The following is a 17023-nucleotide window of genomic DNA, read 5'->3' as shown; positions in this document are numbered from 1 at the left end:
GGTTTGGCTGAAGCAGGGAATCGCCTCACGACGGCTCATCATCAACGACGCGAAGGCACTCGCTATCGCCTGGTCGACTTCCTCCAGGACGGGGATCGCGCTGTCGAGCCCGATCATCCCGATCAGCCGCTGCACGAACGGGGAGGGCGAGGCGAGCCGCAGCCGGCCACCCAGCGCGCTCTGCCCCTGGAGCAGGACGTTGACCGTGGTGGAGTCGGCGAAGCCCACACCCGCGAGGTCCACGACCACGGGACCGGAACCGGTGGCTGCCGCCTCGTCGAGCGCCCGGCTCAGGGGCGGGACGCTGTCGATATCGAGGTCACCCGACACGGTGAGGACCAGAGCACCCCGTTCCTGACGGGTGATGATGCTGACTGCTCTGTCTTCGCTGGGCGGTGGTTGCACGGGATGCACCTCGGGCAGTTCGGGCGGATGACGGACGCCGGTGTGCCGGACGGGTCGGCATGTTCCGTCCCTGCTCACGGCGGGGTACGGGGATAACGATAGAAGGAACAGTTGCCATTTGACAACATTCTCCATTGGGTAACAATCTGATCCGCAACGGTTGAAGGACCAGCCGTCAGCGGTGACGCACCGAGAGAAGCGGAAGCAGGGGCTGGATGAGGCTAGGCGCTGTCGGCGACATCATCGCGGAGCAGGGACGCCGCCGTACCCGTTTCCGGCGAGAGCCGCTCCGAGGCCGCCGCGTGGAAGGCCGCCAGGCCCTCCGCGAGCGCGGTCACGGCGGCCGGTTCCATCCGGTTCAGCACGGCACTCACCTCCCGGGCCCGCAGCGCCCGGTACTCTTCGAGGAGATTCCGGCCACGCAGGCTCAGCCGCAGCTCCACCTCACGTCGGCTCGTCGCGCTCGGCGCCCGCTGCACGAGCCCCATCGCCTCCATGCGGTCGCACAGCCGGCTCACCGACGGCGCCCGCGATCCCAACGCCTCGCCCAACGAGCGCAGATTGGTGCCCTCCTGCTTCTCGATCACGAGCAGGGCCCGGAGCTGGGAGGGCGATACCGTTCCCGAAGCGGCTGCCTCCTGGCCACGGCCCCAGAGCACCTCCAGCAGCTCCGAGGCCGCCGAGACGTCGGCGGTCACCTCTGCGCGGGTGCGCGGGCGGCGGGTGGAGTGGGGCATTCATCCACTCTGTCATCCGTCGGCCCCGCTTGTCAGCCCGGACCCAGCCCCCATCACGTCGCAGGACGAGGAATGTACGAGAGACCGTGAACAGAAGACCGGACATCGAGACGGCCGTCAGGGCCGCCGCTCCGCACGCGCTGCTGGCGACGCTGCGCACCATGCTGGCCGACGCCTACGGCGCGCTGGCGGTGGAGCTGCATCTGGCCGACTACGGTCTGAGGGTCCTCAAGCGCCTCGACCGGCCCGAGGAGGAGCCGCTCTCCCTGCACAACAGCGCGGAGGGCCGGGCCTTCGGCAGCCAGGAGCCCCGCGAACAGCAGGTCAGGCACGGCGACGCCGTCGACCACTACCTCCCGGTGACCGTACGCGGCGAACGCCTGGGCATCCTCACCGTCCGGCTGCCCGCGGCGCGGTCGACCCAGGAGATGGTGGGCGAGCTGACCCACGTGGCCGACCTGCTGGGCCACGAGATCCTGGTCGCCGAACGCGACACCGACGTCTACCAGCGCGCCCGGCGCACGACCCGGCTCACCCTCGCCGCCGAGATGCAGTGGCAACTGCTGCCCGCACGGGCCTGCACCGCCGCCGAGTTCGCCATCGGCGCCCAGCTGGAGCCGGCCTACTCCATCCACGGCGACAACTTCGACTGGGCGGCCGACGCCGACGAGCTGACCCTCGCGGTGACCAACGGCATGGGCGAGGGCATACAGGCCTCCCTGCTCACCAACCTCGCGGTGAACGCCCTGCGCAATGCCCGCCGGGCCGGTATCGGCATCGCGGACCAGGCGGCCCTCGCCGACCAGGCCCTGTACGACCAGCACCGCGGCGCCTCCCACGTCTCCACACTGCTGCTCCGCTTCGAGCTGGCGACCGGCCGGGTCGGGGTCGTCGACGCGGGATCGCCGCAGCTGTGGATCCAGCGCGGCCGCACGGTCCGGCGCGTGGAACTGGAGGCCCAGCTCCCGCTCGGCATGTTCGAGGAGTCGCACTACATGGTCCAGGAGTTCCACGTGGAGCCCGGCGACCGGCTGCTGCTGCTCAGCGACGGGGTGTACGAGGCGGTGTCCCCGGCGGGGGAGGCGTACGGCGAACGGGCGTTGGCCCGCGCCATCCAGTCGACGCGGCTGCTTCCGGCGGCCACCGTCCCGCGCGCGATCCTGGGCGAACTGGCCGAGTACCGCGTCACCGAGACACTCGACGACGCGCTGGTGGTCTGCCTGGACTGGTTCGGCCGCCGGGCCGACGACGGCGGCTGAGACGGCAAACACGACGGCGGCTGAGACGGCAAACACGACGACGGCTGAGACGGCAAACACGACGGCCGGGACGGGAAGCGCGACGGCAGCCGGGACGGGAAGCACCACGGCAGCCGGGACGGAAGACACGGCGCCCCCGCGGACGCATCACGCGTCTGCGGGGGCGCTGCCGTGCCAGGGGCGGGGCCGGGGTCAGATGGAGAGCTGGAACTCCGCGCGGATCCGCTTGCCGACCGGCACCCGCTCCGCGGTGAGCCGGTCGCACAGGGCCACGACGATCTCCATGCCGTGCCCGCCCAGCCGGGAGGGGTCGGGGCCGTACAGCACGGGCATCGCCGTACTGCTGTCGTACACCGTGACGCTGATGAACTCCGCGTTCCCCTCCAGCTCCAGGAGGTACGGGCCGTGGCTGTAGCGGTCGGCGTTGGTGACCAGCTCGCTCACGGCCAGCATCAGGTCGCTGCGGGTGTGCTCGCCGATCGGGGCCAGGCACTCGTCCGCGAGCCGGGTGAGGAACCGGTCGGCCAGGGCGCGCGCGAGCGCGATGCAGCCCGGTTCGCCGTCGAAGACCTCGGCGCTGAGCAGTACCTCGGTGGACCGCAGACCCTGGCCGGGGTCCTCCGGTGGTGAGGTGACCTCTTTGTTCATGTGCTCCAGCCAGGCGCCGCAGTGAGGTCGGAGACCTTGTTCCGCCATGTGTCTACCCGCGTCGAAGGGACCCACTCCAGGCGTTCCGGACCGATCCTACGCACGTCCGGGCAGCCGCACCACGGTCACGAAGAATTCGTCGATCTGGCGCACCGCCGCGATGAACTGATCCAGGTCCACCGGCTTGGTCACGTACGCGTTGGCGTGCAGCTTGTAGCTGCGCAGGATGTCCTCCTCGGCCGAGGAGGTGGTGAGGACGACCACGGGGATGAGCGACAGCTCGGGGTCGCCCTTGATCTGCTCCAGGACCTGACGCCCGTCGTACTTGGGCAGGTTCAGGTCCAGGAGCACCAGGTCGGGGCGGGGGGCGTCGACGTGCTCACCGCGCCGGTAGAGGAAGTCCAGCGCCTCCTGGCCGTCGCGCACGACGTGCAGGGTGTTGCGGATCTTGTTGTCCTCGAACGCCTCACGGGTCATGAGCTCGTCGCCGGGATCGTCCTCGACCAGGAGGACCTCGATGGGTTGTACGGGACTGTTCACGAAGGGTCTCCCGGCTGGCTGACGGTCAGGGCCGGAGCGAGGAGCTCCGCCGTGGTGTGCTGGGGCGCGTCGGGCGCGGCAGGCAGGGTGAAGTGTATGCGGGTGCCTTCGCCGGGTTCGGCGTCCAGCCAGATCCGGCCACCGTGGAACTCGATGATCTTCCGGCAGAGCGCGAGGCCGATGCCCGTCCCCTCGTACTCGTCGCGCGCGTGCAGCCGCTGGAAGATCACGAACACCTTGTCCGCGAACTCGGGGGCGATCCCGATCCCGTTGTCCGAGACGGTCAGGTGCCAGTCCGCGCCCTCGCGCACGCAGCCGACGGTGATCCGGCACTCCACGTCCGTCCGGCGGAACTTGACCGCGTTGCCGATGAGGTTCTGCCAGACCATCGTGAGCGCGGTGGAGTCGCCGACCAGCTCGGGCAGCTCGTCCGGCCGTTCGACCACGGCCCCGGACTCCTCGACGGCCAGGGTCAGATTGCCGAGCGCGCGGTTCAGCAGATGGCCCAGGTCGACCGGCTTCCAGCCCTCGTGGACCCGGCCCACCCGCGAGAAGGTCAGCAGGTCGTTGATGAGCACCTGCATGCGCTTGGCGCCGTCCACCGCGAAGGCGACGTACTGCTTGCCCCGGTCGTCCAGCTCCTTGCCGTACCGCTTCTCCAGCAGCTGGCAGAAGGAGGCGACCTTGCGCAGCGGCTCCTGGAGGTCGTGCGAGGCGACGTACGCGAACTGCTCCAGCTCGGAGTTGGAGCGGCGCAACTCCTCCGTCTGCTCCGCGAGCAGGGTCTCGCGGGTCTGCGCCCCGGCCAGCTCGTCGACCAGCCGCCGCCGCATGGCCTCGACCGCGCTCGCCACGGCCTGGACGTCGGAGGGCCCCTTGATCTCGATCCGCTGGCCGAAGGCTCCCGTCCGTACGCGGTCGGAGGCGGCGCGCAGCCGGTTCAGCGGAACGCCCACCACCCGGTGGAGCAGCGTGCTGAGCGCCACCACGGTCAGGACGAAGACGGCGACCAGCGTGAACAGCACCTGGTCGCGGGTGGAGCGCGCGTCGTTCAGCTCGGCCCGCACGGTGTCCCGGGCCTCGGAGAGGTGGTTCTGCTGGGCGCCGTAGGCCCGCCGCAGCGTGTCGAAGTCCGTCTTGCTGCTCTGCAACTGTGCCGAGGTGTCGGCCTCGTTGGGCCCCTGCTCGCGGACCATCCTCATCAGCGGCTCGGCCTTGTTCTCCCGCCACTTGCGCGCCGCGGTCTCGATGGCGTCGAGATCCTCGGTGAACTGCTTGTGCCCGCCGACCAGCTCCCGGGCCCTGGCCAGCCGCTGCCGCTCGGCGGCCTTGCCCGCCTCGTACGGTGCCAGGAACGACTCGTCGCCCGTCAGGGCGAAGCCGCGGACCCCGGTCTCCTGGTCCAGCAGGGCGTTCTGCAACTGGAAGGAGACCGACCGCGCGGGCTGTATTCGGTCGACCAGATCGGTGGTGCGGTCGGACATCCGGGCCAGCACGAGCCCGCCGGCCACCAGGCAGCCGCAGACGACCACGATGAATCCGCCGAGGATCAGGTGCACCCAGTTCTGCACCGAGAACCGTGCGGCCGTGCCGGTGCGTCCCGGGTCCGCCGTGGCGTTCGCCGTCGTGTCCTCGGGTGCGGGCTGTTGCGTACTCATGAAAGTTCCGATCCCCAGCCCAGATGCAGGACGGCCACATCGTCCGCGAGACCGCCGTAGGGGGCGGCTCCCTCGGAGGCTCCCGCCACCAGTGCGTCGACGAACCGGCGGCCCGGCAGATGCCCGTGGGCCTGGGCCATCTCCAGCAGCCCTTCCTCACCGAGGCGGCTGTCCGGGCCGTTGCGCCCTTCGAAGAGTCCGTCGGTGAACAGCACCAGACCGTCACCGGGTGCCAGCGGCAGGTCGATCGTCGGCCACCGGCCCATCCCGGGCAGCAGCCCGAGCGCCATACCGCCCTCCGGCTCCACCCAGCGGACCTCCTCGCCCCGGCGCAGCAGCAGACCGGGGTGGCCCGCCCGCACGATCTGCACGCTCCGCCCGTCGGGCGCGAAGGCCAGGGAGGTCATCGTGGCGAAGACGTGCGAGTCCGACCGCTCGGCGACCAGGATCTCCTCCAGCAGCTCGATCTGCGCCAGGTGGGAGGTCCCGCACAGTACGGCCGTACGCCACGCCACCCGGAGGCAGACCCCCAGCGCGGCCTCCGCCGCACCGTGCCCCGAGACATCACCGATCACCGCGTGGACCGCGCCGTCGGCGGTCTGCACGACGTCGTAGAAGTCACCGCTCAGCAGCCCGTGGACGCGCCCCGGCTCGTACCGGGCGCGCGCCTGGAACCGGTCGTCGCGCAGCAGCGGGACGGGCAGCAGACCGCGCTCCAGCCGGGCGTTCTCCTGGGCGATCAGCTGATTGGACCGCAGCGCCGAGGCCGCCCGTTCCACTTCCTTGCGCTGGAGGGCGTAGCGGATCGCCCGCGAGAGCACCTCGGGGTCCAGCCTCCCCTTGACCAGGTAGTCCTGGGCGCCTCCGGCGACCGCGCGCAGCCCCGTGCCCGACTCGTCGAGACCGGTCAGGACGACGATCGCGGCGTCGCTGTCGGACTCCAGGATCTGGCGTACGGCGTCCAGGCCGTGGACGTCCGGGAGGTGCAGGTCCAGGAGCACGCAGACCGGGGTGGCACAGGTGCTCAGGAAGGAGCGGGCCTCGGCGAGCGTCTTGCGCCAGGTGAGGGCGGAGTCCAGCTCGCTGTCGGTGAGCATCTCCTCGACCAGCAGCGCGTCGCCCGCGTCGTCCTCCACCAGGAGGATGGTGGCGTCGACGTTCCACAGGAGGGTGCTGGGGGAGGAGTCGCCGGTGACGTCCTGCTGGACGGGGATGCCGGCGGTGCCCACAGGTTTCAGAGACATGCCCATGGGTGACTCGGCCAACCCCTCCACCCCCTCGACACGACCGGCATCAGACCATCCGGCCGATCGTCGGGAAGCATATGTGATCGGCGGCGCCGGTGGATGCCACGGGCCGCCGCTCGGACAGGAAGCGGCCGGGCACCCGGGCAGGTGCCCGACCGGACGAACGGCGGGTACCGCCGGGGAGGGAACGCCCCGGTCGGATCAGGTCGTGCGCCGGATCACGCCTCGACGCTCATGCCCTTGCGCAGTTGCTTGACGATCCGGGTCAGCAGCCGCGACACGTGCATCTGGGAGACACCCAGCTCCGCGCCGATCTGTGCCTGTGTCATCTCGGCCCCGAACCGCATCTGCACGATCCGGCGCTCCCGGTCGTCCAGCTGCTCCAGCAGCGGCGCGAGGGTGTGCAGGTTCTCGACGCTCTCCATGGCCGGGTCGCTCTCGCCGAGCACATCGGCGTACGCGCGCTGCTCCTGCCCGGAGTCGCTGTCGGCCGAGGGGGTGTCGAGCGAGCCCGCGGAGTAGCCGTTGGCGGCCACGAGCCCCTCGATGATCTCCTCCTCGGGCAGGTCCAGGTGGGCGGCGAGCTCCTTGACCGTGGGGTCGCGGTCCAGCTCGGCCGAGAGCTGCTCCTTCGCCTTGGCGAGGTCGACCCGCAGCTCCTGGAGGCGGCGCGGCACGTGCACGGACCAGGTGGTGTCCCGGAAGAACCGCTTGATCTCACCCACGATGTAGGGGACGGCGAAGGTGGCGAACTCGACCTCGCGGGAGAGGTCGAACCGGTCGATCGCCTTGATCAGCCCGATCGTGCCGACCTGGATGATGTCCTCGGTGTCGTCGCCGCCGCGGTTGCGGAACCGGGACGCGGCGAAGCGCACCAGTGAGAGATTCATCTCGATCAGGGTGTTACGGGCGTACTGGTACTCGTGCGTGCCCTCCTCCAGAACCTGGAGGCGGTCGAAGAAGACCTTCGACAGGGCCCGCGCGTCCTTGGGAGCGACCTTTCCGGCGTCCTCGACCCACGGCAGTTCCTCGGCGCCGATGTCGGTCCGCGTGCCCGCCGGGTCGTCGCTCAACGGCGCCGTCGCTCTGGTGGCTCGCGCTGACATCGCCGTCATGGTGTCACCCTCCCTGCTGCCCAATGTGTCGGACGGTCGCCTTCCCGGTCGTTCGGAACTCATGCGTCCCTCTCCGGGAAAGTTCCGGCCGGTGTCCGCCGGGAGCCGCCGGCCCCCGCCCGAACGGAGCAGGCTCACGCGCATGGCAAACTTGGGCGGGGTGTTTCGGCCTGCGGTGATCCCTGACCCGCGGCGAGAAGATGACAGAGGAACGGCAATGACGGTGACAGAGGACAGCCCGGAGTTCGCTCCCGGAATCGACGAGTTCGGTCCCGGCATCGACCCGGAGCGGCTGGCCGTCTGCCTGAGCGTGCTCGACGAACTCGACCGCATCGAGGTCGACCACCCGGACGCCATCGCCGTCCGCCGGGCCACCGCCGGGATCTACCGCACCGTGAAGCAGCGCCGTCGCCAGGAGCGCCGGGCCGCGAAGACCGCCCACGACCGGGCCGTCACCGAGGCGACCGCGACCGGATCGGCCGAGCGCATCGACGACGAGACGCAGGGCGTCCTGCCGTCCTCCTCCGCACAGGCCGAGATCGCGGGCATCCTCCAGCGCCCGAGGTCCTGCTACATCTGCAAGACCCGGTACGTCGAGGTGGACGCGTTCTACCACCAGCTCTGCCAGTCCTGCGCCAAGGAGAACCGCTCCCGCCGCGACGCCCGCACCGACCTGACCGGGCGGCGGGCGCTCCTCACCGGCGGCCGGGCGAAGATCGGCATGTACATCGCGCTGCGGCTGCTGCGCGACGGGGCGCACACCACCATCACCACCCGCTTCCCCAACGACGCGATCCGCCGCTTCAAGGCGATGGAGGACAGCGACGAGTGGATCCACCGGCTGAAGATCGTCGGCATCGACCTGCGCGACCCGGCCCAGGTCGTCGCGCTGGCCGACTCCGTCGCCGCCGAGGGCCCGCTCGACATCCTGATCAACAACGCGGCCCAGACGGTACGCCGCTCCCCGGGGGCCTACAGCGAGCTCGTCGCCGCCGAATCCGCTCCGCTGCCCGCGGGTGAGCTGCCCGCCGCCGAGGTCATCGGCACCTTCGGCAGCGGCACGGTCGACCGGGTGGCCGCCCTGCCCGGCCCCCGCACGGAGGGCCTCAGCGCCCAGGAGGTCACCGACCTGGCGCTGGTCACCGGCTCCGCCTCCCCGGCCCGGATCGCCGCCGGCACCGCGATCGACGCGGGCGGGCTCGTCCCCGACCTGCACCACACCAACAGCTGGGTCCAGACGGTGGAGGACGTCGAGCCGATCGAGCTGCTCGAAGTCCAGCTCTGCAACTCCACCGCGCCGTTCATCCTGATCAGCCGGCTGCGCCCGGCGATGGCGGCGACCGCCGCCAAGCACGCCTACGTCGTCAACGTCTCCGCGATGGAGGGCGTCTTCAGCCGGGGCTACAAGGGCGCGGGCCACCCGCACACCAACATGGCCAAGGCCGCGCTCAACATGCTGACGCGCACCAGCGCCCAGGAGATGTTCGAGAAGGACGGCATCCTGATGACGGCCGTCGACACCGGCTGGATCACCGACGAGCGGCCGCACCCGGACAAGATGCGGCTGGCCGAGGAGGGGTTCCACGCCCCTCTGGATCTCGTCGACGGCGCCGCCCGGGTCTACGACCCGATCGTGCGCGGCGAGGAGGGCGAGGCGCTCTACGGCTGCTTCCTCAAGGACTACGCCCCCGCGAACTGGTGATGCGCCGCCCGACGGCGTAACCCGACCGGCTCAACCGGAGCCGCACCTTCCGTGCGGCGGCCACGGACCCGGCCCAGGATGGATCCTGGGCCGGGTTTCCGTTGTCCGGATTGGCCGAAAGTGACTCACTGCACACGTTCTATCGAGCGTGGCGCTGCTCATTTGGTTACTCTGAGGCGAACGGACGCCATCGAGGAGCCCACGAAGGTTCCCCGCCCGTCCCGGGACAGGTCTTCAACCCGACCGCCGTCCCGCCCCGACACGGCGCCACCGCGACCGACATATCCGAAGCCCTTGCCCCACTCCAGGGTGGTCGATCCCGGCGTCGCCGCCGGAGCGTCGGCGATGCCCTGGGTGACGCGACACAGAGGAGTGCGCGGTGACGACACCAGAACTGACGATGCCCGAGAAGCGACCCGCCGAACGGTACGGGGAGCGGACCACCAGGCCCGAGAAGCTCCGGAACATCGAGGTGTGGGCCAGGTCCGCACCGATCCGGCTGGCCGGCTACGAGGACGACCTCGCCGAGCCGCACATCCTGCCCGGCATCGACTGACCCCGTCAGCCCTGCTCACGGCCCGTGTCCCGGCCCTCCCGCTCCGGCGGGAGCGTCCGGGAGACGGGCCGCGTGAATTCCCGGACGTAGGTGCGGTCCCACCAGTGGCCGGTGGCCCGCAGCTCCCCGGGGTCGGTGAACCGGTAGTGGAAGACCCGGGCGCGCACGTGCGCCGGCGGGGTGTGAGGGAACGGGTTGTGCGCGAGCAGCCGGAGCGTGTCCCGGTCCCCGCGCAGCAGCCGCTCGGTGAACGGGCCGAACCAGGAGCGCGCGTAGGCGGGGGAGAGCGCCGCGAACCACATCATCCAGTCGAGCCGCAGGTGGTACGGGGCGAACAGGCGCGGCAGCCGCCCCACATCGCCCGGTTTGCCGCGGAAGCCGTACTCCCGCCAGTCGGCGCTCTCGTCCCCGACCGGGTCGGCCGTGCCCTCCACCACCACTTCCAGCCGCATTCTGCTGATGGAGCCGAACGCCCCGTAGGTGTTGACGAGGTGCAGGGGGTCGAAGGAGCGGTTCATCACCTGGCGGCGGGTCAGCAGGTTGCGCGCGGGGCGGTAGCTGAGGACCAGGACCAGGGCCGTCACCGCGATGACGACCATGTCGTACCAGAGCGGTGGCGCGGCCAGGGCGGGTGGCTGTCCGGCGATCGGGGTCCAGTCGATCGCGGAGAGCGCCAGGGCGATGGTGAGCCAGTTCAGCCAGGCGAAGTTGCCCGACAGGACCAGCCAGAGCTGGGTGAGGACCATCAGCGCGGCGGCCGCGCCCGCCACCGGCTGCGGGGTGAACAGCAGGAAGGGGACCAGTAGCTGGGTGACATGGTTGGCGGCCACCTCGGCCCGGTGGACCGGCCGTGGCAGATGGTGGAAGAACCAGCTGAGCGGCCCCGGCATCGGCTGGGTCTCGTGGTGGAACTCCAGGCAGGTCAGCCGCCGCCAGCACTCGTCCCCGCGCATCTTGATGAGCCCGGCGCCGAACTCCAGCCGGAACAGCAGCCACCGCAGGAGCCAGAGCACCAGCACCGGCGGCGCGGTGTCCCCCGTACCGAGGAAGACCGCCAGGAACCCCGTCTCCAGGAGCAGCGACTCCCAGCCGAACCCGTACCAGACCTGCCCGACCTGGACGATCGACAGGTACAGCACCCAGGGCAGCGCCCACAGCAGCATCCCGCCCCACAGAGGGAGGTGGCCGTCCAGGCCGACGATCAGGGCCACCGAGACCGCGCAGCCGCTCCAGGCGACGGCGGCGAAGAAGCGGTCGGAGTAGTGCAGCCGGAACAGCCCCGGCGCCGCCTTCCAGGAGGTGCGCCTCAGCAGCTCCGGTACGGGCAGGATGCCGCGCTCGCCGATCAGCGCGCGGAACTGCAGGGCGGCGGAGAGGAAGGCGACCAGGTAGATCACGGCCAGTGTCCGCTGGAAGATCAGCCTGCTCAGCCAGTAGCCGTCGGCGGTGAACCACTCCATGCCCGCCAGTATCGGCCAGGGCCCGGTTCACGGCCCCCGCTGTCAGCGCGCGGCGACCAGTCGGCGCAGCGTCCGTCCCAGCCGGCGCGCGTAGGCGAGCTGGAGGCGGGGGACGAGCGGTCCCGCGAGCCGGGTGTACCAGGCGGCGGGGCGCGAGAACGCCATGACGGTGAACCAGACCGTGGAATCGTCCGCCAGCTCCACCACGAAGCACTCCTCCCCCCTCTCCGGGTGCCCGGTGAGGGTCCCGTAGCCGAATCCGGTGCGGCCCTCCTCCTCGTACGCCGTCCAGACCACCTCGCACGGGGCGGCCAGGCGCAGCGGCCCCACGCCGAGCGATACCCGGACGGTGGCCCCGGGTTCCGCGCGTACGGCCGAGGCGTCGACCCGGGCTCCCGAGGCCCGGTGCATCCGCCACTCGGTCACCGCCGCGCCCGCCGCCGCGAAGTCGTCCGGGCCCCGGCCGACCCGGGTGCGGTGGTGCAGGTGGTGGTAGCCCCTGGGGAGCGGGCCGAGCCGGGTGGCGCCGGCCTCGGGGTAGGTGAGCGTGCTCATGCGGTCCTGCTTTCCCGGTGGGACGGATGGGATGAGTGGGGCGGGTGGGTCGTGCGGATACGGTGCCAGGCCAGGAGCGAGCAGAGGGCGAAGCCCAGTGCGTTGCCCAGGCCGTGGGTGGCGGCCATCCAGGTCAGGGTGGGGTGGGGCAGTCCGGTCGCCTCGCCGACCGCCCAGCTCAGGGCGAGCACCATGGTCGCCACCAGGACGGCGGCGGAGGTGAGCAGCAGCAGCCGGGTCGTCCGGTCCCGCCCGTCCTCGCGCCCCAGGCGCCAGGTAAGCAGGCCGATGGTCCACATGCCCGCCGTCAGGACCACTGCCCCGGCCAGCTCGGCCCAGTCGCCGATGAAGTAGCCGACGAGGACGAGCAGCGTGCCCAGCGGCACGCTGAGCGCGGCGAACCGGCCCGCGGGGCCGTCGGTGACCCGGCAGACGAGCCCGGCGACCAGGGCGGCGGCGAAACCGGCGAAGTGGAAGTGCGGCACGGTCAGGGCGAGGATGGCCGGCTCGAAGCCGAACAGGTCGTGGCCCCACCGCTCCGCGACCAGGGCGAGCGCGGCGACGGCCGGGGCGACGAGTGCGGTGAGGAGGGCGATCCGGGCGGGGGAGCGGTCCCGGTCCCGCACCGCGAGGCGTGCGGCGTGCAGCGCGAGGAGGGCGGTGCCCAGCGCGTAGCAGCCGGCGAGCGCGGTGGCGGTGGGGCCGCGTTCCAGCCAGAGGCACACCGCGCCGGGCGTGGCGAAGAGGGGCCAGAGTCCGCGGATCGCGTCCAGCTCCCGCAGCCCGGTCAGCCGCAGCCCCGCCGGCACGACCAGGAGCATGCCCACCATCACGATCGCGTTGACCAGTACGGTCACGGCCCACCCCCACGGACGAATGATTTGAACACGTTCAACTCCTGGGTCGAGCGTAGTGGTTTTCTTGAACGTGTTCAAGACGGCTGTTCCCGGACCGCTGGTCCGCTTGCGGGCCGCCGCCCGGTGCGGCACAGATGGTGACCGATCCATCCGTTCGCCATGGACAGGCAGGAGAGTCGCCATGGACAGGCAGGAGAGCTCCGTGCGCTCACCCAGACGTTTCCGGCGGGCCGCGCTCGCCGCCCTGACCGCCGGGGCCCTCCTCGCCGCCGCCGGCTGCGGCGACGGCGGCGACCGCACCACGAAGGGCACCACCGGCACCGCGGAGGCCGAGGACGTCCTCCTCCAGCCGCTCGCCGAGCCGGGCCCCGGGCCGTTCACGAAGTCGACGGCGCGCGCGACGCCCTCACCGTCGGCCACCCGCTCGCCGCGGGAGGGTGACGGGTCCGGCACCCGGACGGTCCATCGCGTCTCGGGAGCCGTCCCCGGGCTCTACGGCGGCGAACGGTCCAAGGCCTCCTGCGACGTCGAACAGCAGGCCCGCCTGCTGACCGCCGACCAGGACAAGGGGCGAGCCTTCGCCGAGGTGGCGGGCGTCGAGGCCGTGCAGATCCCCGGCTACCTGCGCTCCCTCACCCCGGTGGTCCTGAGCGCCGACACCCAGGTCACCAGCCATGGCTACAGCGCCGGATCGGCCACCGCCTTCCAGGCCGTGCTCCAGGCCGGCACCGCCGTCCTGGCCGACAGCAGGGGGCTGCCGCGGGTCCGCTGCGCCTGCGGCAATCCGCTGGAGCGGCCGGTGGTCGCGAAGGGGCAGGTCACCCACCGCGGCGAGCGCTGGGCCGGATTCGACCCCGAGCGGATCCTGGCGATCGACCCCGGCGTGCGGCCGGTCACCGGCCTGGTCATCGTGGACACCGCCGACAACACCTGGATCGAGCGGACCGTCGGCGACGGCGGCGGTCGCGACCGGGCCCCGGAGGACCCGCCGCCCTTCGAGCCGAACGGGGACCTGCTCTTCCCCTCGCCTGCCCGCCCCTCCGATCCCGTACCGGAGACCACCCCGGGTCCCGCCGAACCGGAGGGGACGAAGTGCCCGGATCCGTCGGGCGGCCCCGCCGAGCCGCCTCCCGGCTGCCCGCCGCCCATGGAGCCCGATCCGCGGAGCGAGGCGCCGGACGACTTCGACGGCATGCCCACCGACGAGCCCTGGGAGCTGGAGGAGGGCGAGCCGGACGTGGCGCCGCCCCCGACCCAGGTCTTCCCCGACGATCTCGAAGAGTTCGAGGAGCCGGAGGACCCCGGCGTTCCCGACCTGTTCGCCGGGTGACCGGCCGAGCCGGGCCCCCTCCGTCCGTGCGCCGACCGCTCCGGCCGGCGTATCGGATCGTTCGAAGAATCCGACAAATGGTGGCAGAGTGGCCAACATGGATGATCGGGTAGCGGGTGCCCTGTCACTCCCGGACGACTGGCCCGCCCACCCGGACCTCAGCCTCGCCCTGAACCGTATGGGCAGCTTCGACTGGGATCTGGACACCGGCCTCATGCACATGGACCAGGCCGCCCTCGGCGTGTTCGACCTGACCGCCGACGAGTACGACGGCCGGCCGGCCTCGCTCGCCCAGCGCGTACCGACCGACGAGGCCGTACGCCTGGACGGGATGGTCTCGCAGGCGCTCAAGGGCGGCCGCATCAACTACGGGGCCTACTTCCGCATCCAGCGCCGCGACGGGACCCTGCGCTGGACCCACACCCAGGGCTTCGTGTGCCGGGACGCGACCGGCCGGCCCCGCCGCATCATCGGGATCGTCCGCGACGCCACCCAGGAGCTGGCCGACTCCTCCGCCCGGCAGGAGCTGGACCTGGAGCGGCGCCGGCGCACCAGCCTGGTCGAGGGCACCACGGCGGCCCTGGCCCACGCCCGTACGGTCAAGGACGTCATCGCCGTCCTCAAGAACTCCCAGGGCCTCGCCCATCTGGGAGCCACCAGCCTGGTCATGGGACTGCTGGAGTCCGGCCGCATCCACCTGGTGGCCGACGGGCCCGAAGGCGCCTACGTCCCCGGCACCCGCTTCACCCGGGTGGACGAGCAGTACCCGATGAGTGAGGTCGTCCGCACGCTCACCCCGCGCTTCATCGAGTCCGCCGAGGACTTCGCCGCCTCCTACCCGGTCCTCTGGCCCGACATCAGCCACCTCGGGATCACCGCGGCCGCCTACATGCCGCTGATCGCCCAGGCCCGCCCGATCGGCGCACTCGGCCTGCTCTACCGCGACAAGGCGGGCTTCACCCCCGACGAGCGCAACCTGCTCATGGCGCTCGGCACCTCGATCGCCCAGAGCCTCCAGCGGGCGATGCTCTACGAGCAGGAGCACGACCTCGCCGAAGGGCTCCAGCAGGCGATGCTGCCGCGCCGGATCCCCGCCGTCCCCGGCGCGCAGGTCGCCGTCCGCTACCGCTCGGCCCGGCTCGGCCGGGACATCGGCGGCGACTGGTACGACCTGATCCCGCTGCCCGGCGGCCGGGTCGGCGCCGTCATCGGGGACGTCCAGGGGCACGACACCCACGCCGCCGCCGTCATGGGGCAGCTGCGGATCGTGCTGCGGGCCTACGCGGCCGAGGGGCACAGCCCCGCCACCGTGATGGCGCGCGCCTCCGTCTTCCTCCATGAGCTGGACACCGACCGCTTCGCCACCTGCACCTACGCCGAGGCCGACCTGACCACCGGGGTGGTCCAGGTGGTCCGCGCCGGCCATGTCGACCCACTGGTGCGCGACGTGGACGGGAGCTGCCGCCGGCTGCCGGCCGAGGGCGGGCTGCCGCTGGGCCTCTCCGCGGAGTTCGGCAGGCTGGAGTACCCGGTCTCCACCGCGGAGCTGGACCCGGGCCAGACGATGATCCTGTTCACCGACGGACTGGTGGAGCTGCCCGGCTCCGATCTCGACGAGGGCATGCAACTGCTGACCACGCTGGTCTCCAACGGCCCCCAGAACCTCCAGAAGCTGGCCGACGAACTCTGCGACGCCATCGACGTGCGCGGCGGCCAGGACGACGTGGCGCTCCTGCTGCTCCGCCGCCGGGCCGCCCAGGCACCCCAGCCCGGCGGCCGGCTCCGGCAGCACGTGGCCCAGAACGATCCCGAGGCGCTCAGCTCGGCCCGGCACATGATCCGGGCGGCGGTACGCGCCTGGGGGGCGAAGGAGCGGGCCGACGAGATCGAACTGGCCGCCGACGAGCTGACCACCAACGCGCTGATGCACACCGACGGCGGGGCCGTCGTGACGATCCGGGTGATGGCCGGGGCCGAGCGGCGGCTGCGGGTCGACGTGGAGGACCGCTCCAGCGCCCTGCCGCGCCGCCGGGACGCGGGGGAGGAGGGGGTCTCCGGGCGCGGGCTGATGCTCGTCGACCGGCTGGCCGACGTCTGGGGCGTGGAGTCCCGCGGCAGCGGCAAGTGCGTGTGGTGCGAGTTCCTGATCCCGAGCGGTCATGACGGGTCGGAACCCTGCACCGAACCGAGCTGTAACAGTACGTAACATGTCCGTACTTGACTGTAACCGACCGCAAAGGATTGACTGCGGGAGTACGGCCGTTCCGCCCCCGACGACATGAGGCCCCTGTTGGGTACCGAACTCCTGGCCCCGCTCGATCTGGCCTTCTGGCACCTCGAATCCGACGCCCACCCCATGCACCTGGGCGCGCTCGCCGTCTTCGCCCCGGCCCCCGGCGCCACCCCGCCCCACATCCTGGAGCTGCTGCGGAGCAGGGCCGCCGCGATCCCCCGGCTGCGGATGTGCGTACGGGACGTCCTGCTGCCGGTCGGCGGCGCCGCCTGGACGCTCGACAAGGACTTCGACGTGGACCGGCATGTGCGCCGCGTCGCCGTGGAGAGCGGCGACTTCATGGCGGGAGCCACCCGGCTGGCCGGCGAACTGATGGAACAGCCCTTGGGCCGCGGGCTGCCGCCCTGGCAGATGTACCTGATCGGCGGCGCCGACGACGGGCCCTTCGCCGTGCTGGTCAAGCTGCACCACGCGCTGGCCGACGGGATGCGGGCGGTCGCCATCGGCGCCGGCATCTTCGACGAGATCGCCGCCACCACGGCCCGGTCCGCCGCCCGAGGCCGCCCCGCCGTCCCGCCCCGCTCCTGGCTCCCCGACCCCCGCGAGGTGGCGGGCATGGCGCTCGGCCGGATCGGCGAGGTCGGCCGGGCGCTGGGCGTGGGCGCCTCCGTCGTCCGCGCGGGCCGCCTCGACCTGCGTGCCACCACCGCCTTCACCGCGC

Annotated in this window: 16 protein-coding genes; 6 read left to right on the top strand and 10 right to left on the bottom strand. The window is 71.8% G+C overall.

Annotation, left to right across the window (positions count from 1 at the left end; all coding sequences use genetic code 11):
- Positions 1 to 405 (bottom strand): STAS domain-containing protein (locus tag AB0917_RS28480; RefSeq protein WP_366822550.1); only part of this gene is annotated, 405 nt, incomplete at its 3' end.
- A gap of 221 nt (positions 406 to 626) precedes the next feature.
- A complete protein-coding gene (locus tag AB0917_RS28475; protein WP_366822549.1) occupies positions 627 to 1142 on the bottom strand; it encodes a MarR family transcriptional regulator in 516 nt (171 codons plus the stop codon).
- 86 nt (positions 1143 to 1228) lie between these two features.
- Here AB0917_RS28475 and AB0917_RS28470 point away from each other — a divergent pair, with 86 nt between their 5' ends.
- Positions 1229 to 2401: a PP2C family protein-serine/threonine phosphatase gene (locus AB0917_RS28470; protein ID WP_366822548.1), complete on the top strand. Its 1173-nt coding sequence runs from the start codon at positions 1229 to 1231 to the stop codon at positions 2399 to 2401.
- Between the two features lie 192 nt (positions 2402 to 2593).
- On the opposite strand, the gene AB0917_RS28465 is transcribed toward AB0917_RS28470, so the two are convergent.
- From AB0917_RS28465 to AB0917_RS28445, 5 genes are all read right to left on the bottom strand, one after another.
- On the bottom strand, positions 2594 to 3049 hold the full coding sequence (locus AB0917_RS28465) for an ATP-binding protein (protein WP_366822547.1): 456 nt from the start codon (positions 3047 to 3049) through the stop codon (positions 2594 to 2596).
- 96 nt (positions 3050 to 3145) lie between these two features.
- On the bottom strand, positions 3146 to 3589 hold the full coding sequence (locus AB0917_RS28460; protein ID WP_366822546.1) for a response regulator: 444 nt from the start codon (positions 3587 to 3589) through the stop codon (positions 3146 to 3148).
- Entirely contained in the window at positions 3586 to 5247 is a 1662-nt protein-coding gene (locus AB0917_RS28455) for an ATP-binding protein (protein ID WP_366822545.1), read from the bottom strand. The genes AB0917_RS28460 and AB0917_RS28455 overlap by 4 nt, the downstream gene beginning before the upstream one ends.
- Positions 5244 to 6476, bottom strand: a complete 1233-nt coding sequence (locus tag AB0917_RS28450) for a SpoIIE family protein phosphatase (protein WP_366822552.1) — start codon at positions 6474 to 6476, stop codon at positions 5244 to 5246. Before AB0917_RS28450 ends, AB0917_RS28455 begins: the two co-directional genes overlap by 4 nt.
- 236 nt (positions 6477 to 6712) lie before the next feature.
- On the bottom strand, positions 6713 to 7609 hold the full coding sequence (locus AB0917_RS28445; protein WP_366822544.1) for an RNA polymerase sigma factor SigF: 897 nt from the start codon (positions 7607 to 7609) through the stop codon (positions 6713 to 6715).
- 217 nt (positions 7610 to 7826) lie between these two features.
- Between AB0917_RS28445 and AB0917_RS28440 the strand changes: the two genes are divergently transcribed.
- Positions 7827 to 9311 carry an SDR family NAD(P)-dependent oxidoreductase gene (locus AB0917_RS28440; RefSeq protein ID WP_366822543.1) on the top strand — a complete coding sequence of 495 codons (1485 nt, stop codon included), beginning with the start codon at positions 7827 to 7829 and terminating at the stop codon, positions 9309 to 9311.
- 379 nt (positions 9312 to 9690) lie between these two features.
- Positions 9691 to 9867, top strand: coding sequence for a hypothetical protein (locus AB0917_RS28435; RefSeq protein WP_366822553.1), 177 nt, complete (start codon positions 9691 to 9693; stop codon positions 9865 to 9867).
- Positions 9868 to 9872: 5 nt separating this feature from the next.
- Here the strand turns inward: AB0917_RS28435 and AB0917_RS28430 are convergent, their stop codons facing one another.
- From AB0917_RS28430 to AB0917_RS28420, 3 genes are read right to left on the bottom strand one after another with little or no spacing between them, the layout of a single operon-like run.
- Positions 9873 to 11327, bottom strand: coding sequence for a lipase maturation factor family protein (locus AB0917_RS28430; protein WP_366822542.1), 1455 nt, complete (start codon positions 11325 to 11327; stop codon positions 9873 to 9875).
- 42 nt (positions 11328 to 11369) lie between these two features.
- Entirely contained in the window at positions 11370 to 11882 is a 513-nt protein-coding gene (locus tag AB0917_RS28425; protein ID WP_366822541.1) for a DUF1990 domain-containing protein, read from the bottom strand.
- Entirely contained in the window at positions 11879 to 12739 is an 861-nt protein-coding gene (locus AB0917_RS28420; RefSeq protein WP_366822540.1) for a YndJ family protein, read from the bottom strand. The genes AB0917_RS28425 and AB0917_RS28420 overlap by 4 nt, the downstream gene beginning before the upstream one ends.
- Positions 12740 to 12941: 202 nt before the next feature.
- Here AB0917_RS28420 and AB0917_RS28415 point away from each other — a divergent pair, with 202 nt between their 5' ends.
- The 3 genes from AB0917_RS28415 to AB0917_RS28405 form a co-directional block, all read left to right on the top strand.
- The gene (locus tag AB0917_RS28415; RefSeq protein WP_366822551.1) at positions 12942 to 14069 is read left to right on the top strand and encodes a DUF6777 domain-containing protein; all 1128 of its coding nucleotides are present in this window, start codon (positions 12942 to 12944) and stop codon (positions 14067 to 14069) included.
- 97 nt (positions 14070 to 14166) lie between these two features.
- Complete coding sequence (locus AB0917_RS28410; protein ID WP_366822539.1) at positions 14167 to 16275, top strand: SpoIIE family protein phosphatase; 2109 nt, start codon at positions 14167 to 14169, stop codon at positions 16273 to 16275.
- Between the two features lie 84 nt (positions 16276 to 16359).
- A partial coding sequence (locus tag AB0917_RS28405; protein ID WP_366822538.1) for a wax ester/triacylglycerol synthase domain-containing protein occupies positions 16360 to 17023 on the top strand: 664 nt, incomplete at its 3' end.

Source organism: Streptomyces sp. NPDC007346 (genome assembly GCF_040703535.1).
Classification (GTDB): Bacteria; Actinomycetota; Actinomycetes; order Streptomycetales; family Streptomycetaceae; genus Streptomyces.
The sequence above is the reverse complement of the archived record's forward strand: the minus strand, read 5'-3'. Positions and strand labels throughout refer to the sequence as shown.

Bases quoted from the DNA above. Each gene is read 5' to 3' on its own strand.
- AB0917_RS28475 (WP_366822549.1), bottom strand. From the start codon at position 1,142: ATGCCCCACTCCACCCGCCGCCCGCGCACCCGCGCAGAGGTGACCGCC.
- AB0917_RS28465 (WP_366822547.1), bottom strand. From the start codon at position 3,049: ATGAACAAAGAGGTCACCTCACCACCGGAGGACCCCGGCCAGGGTCTG.
- AB0917_RS28455 (WP_366822545.1), bottom strand. From the start codon at position 5,247: ATGAGTACGCAACAGCCCGCACCCGAGGACACGACGGCGAACGCCACG.
- AB0917_RS28445 (WP_366822544.1), bottom strand. From the start codon at position 7,609: ATGACGGCGATGTCAGCGCGAGCCACCAGAGCGACGGCGCCGTTGAGC.
- AB0917_RS28440 (WP_366822543.1), top strand. From the start codon at position 7,827: ATGACGGTGACAGAGGACAGCCCGGAGTTCGCTCCCGGAATCGACGAG.
- AB0917_RS28430 (WP_366822542.1), bottom strand. From the start codon at position 11,327: ATGGAGTGGTTCACCGCCGACGGCTACTGGCTGAGCAGGCTGATCTTC.
- AB0917_RS28425 (WP_366822541.1), bottom strand. From the start codon at position 11,882: ATGAGCACGCTCACCTACCCCGAGGCCGGCGCCACCCGGCTCGGCCCG.
- AB0917_RS28410 (WP_366822539.1), top strand. From the start codon at position 14,167: ATGGATGATCGGGTAGCGGGTGCCCTGTCACTCCCGGACGACTGGCCC.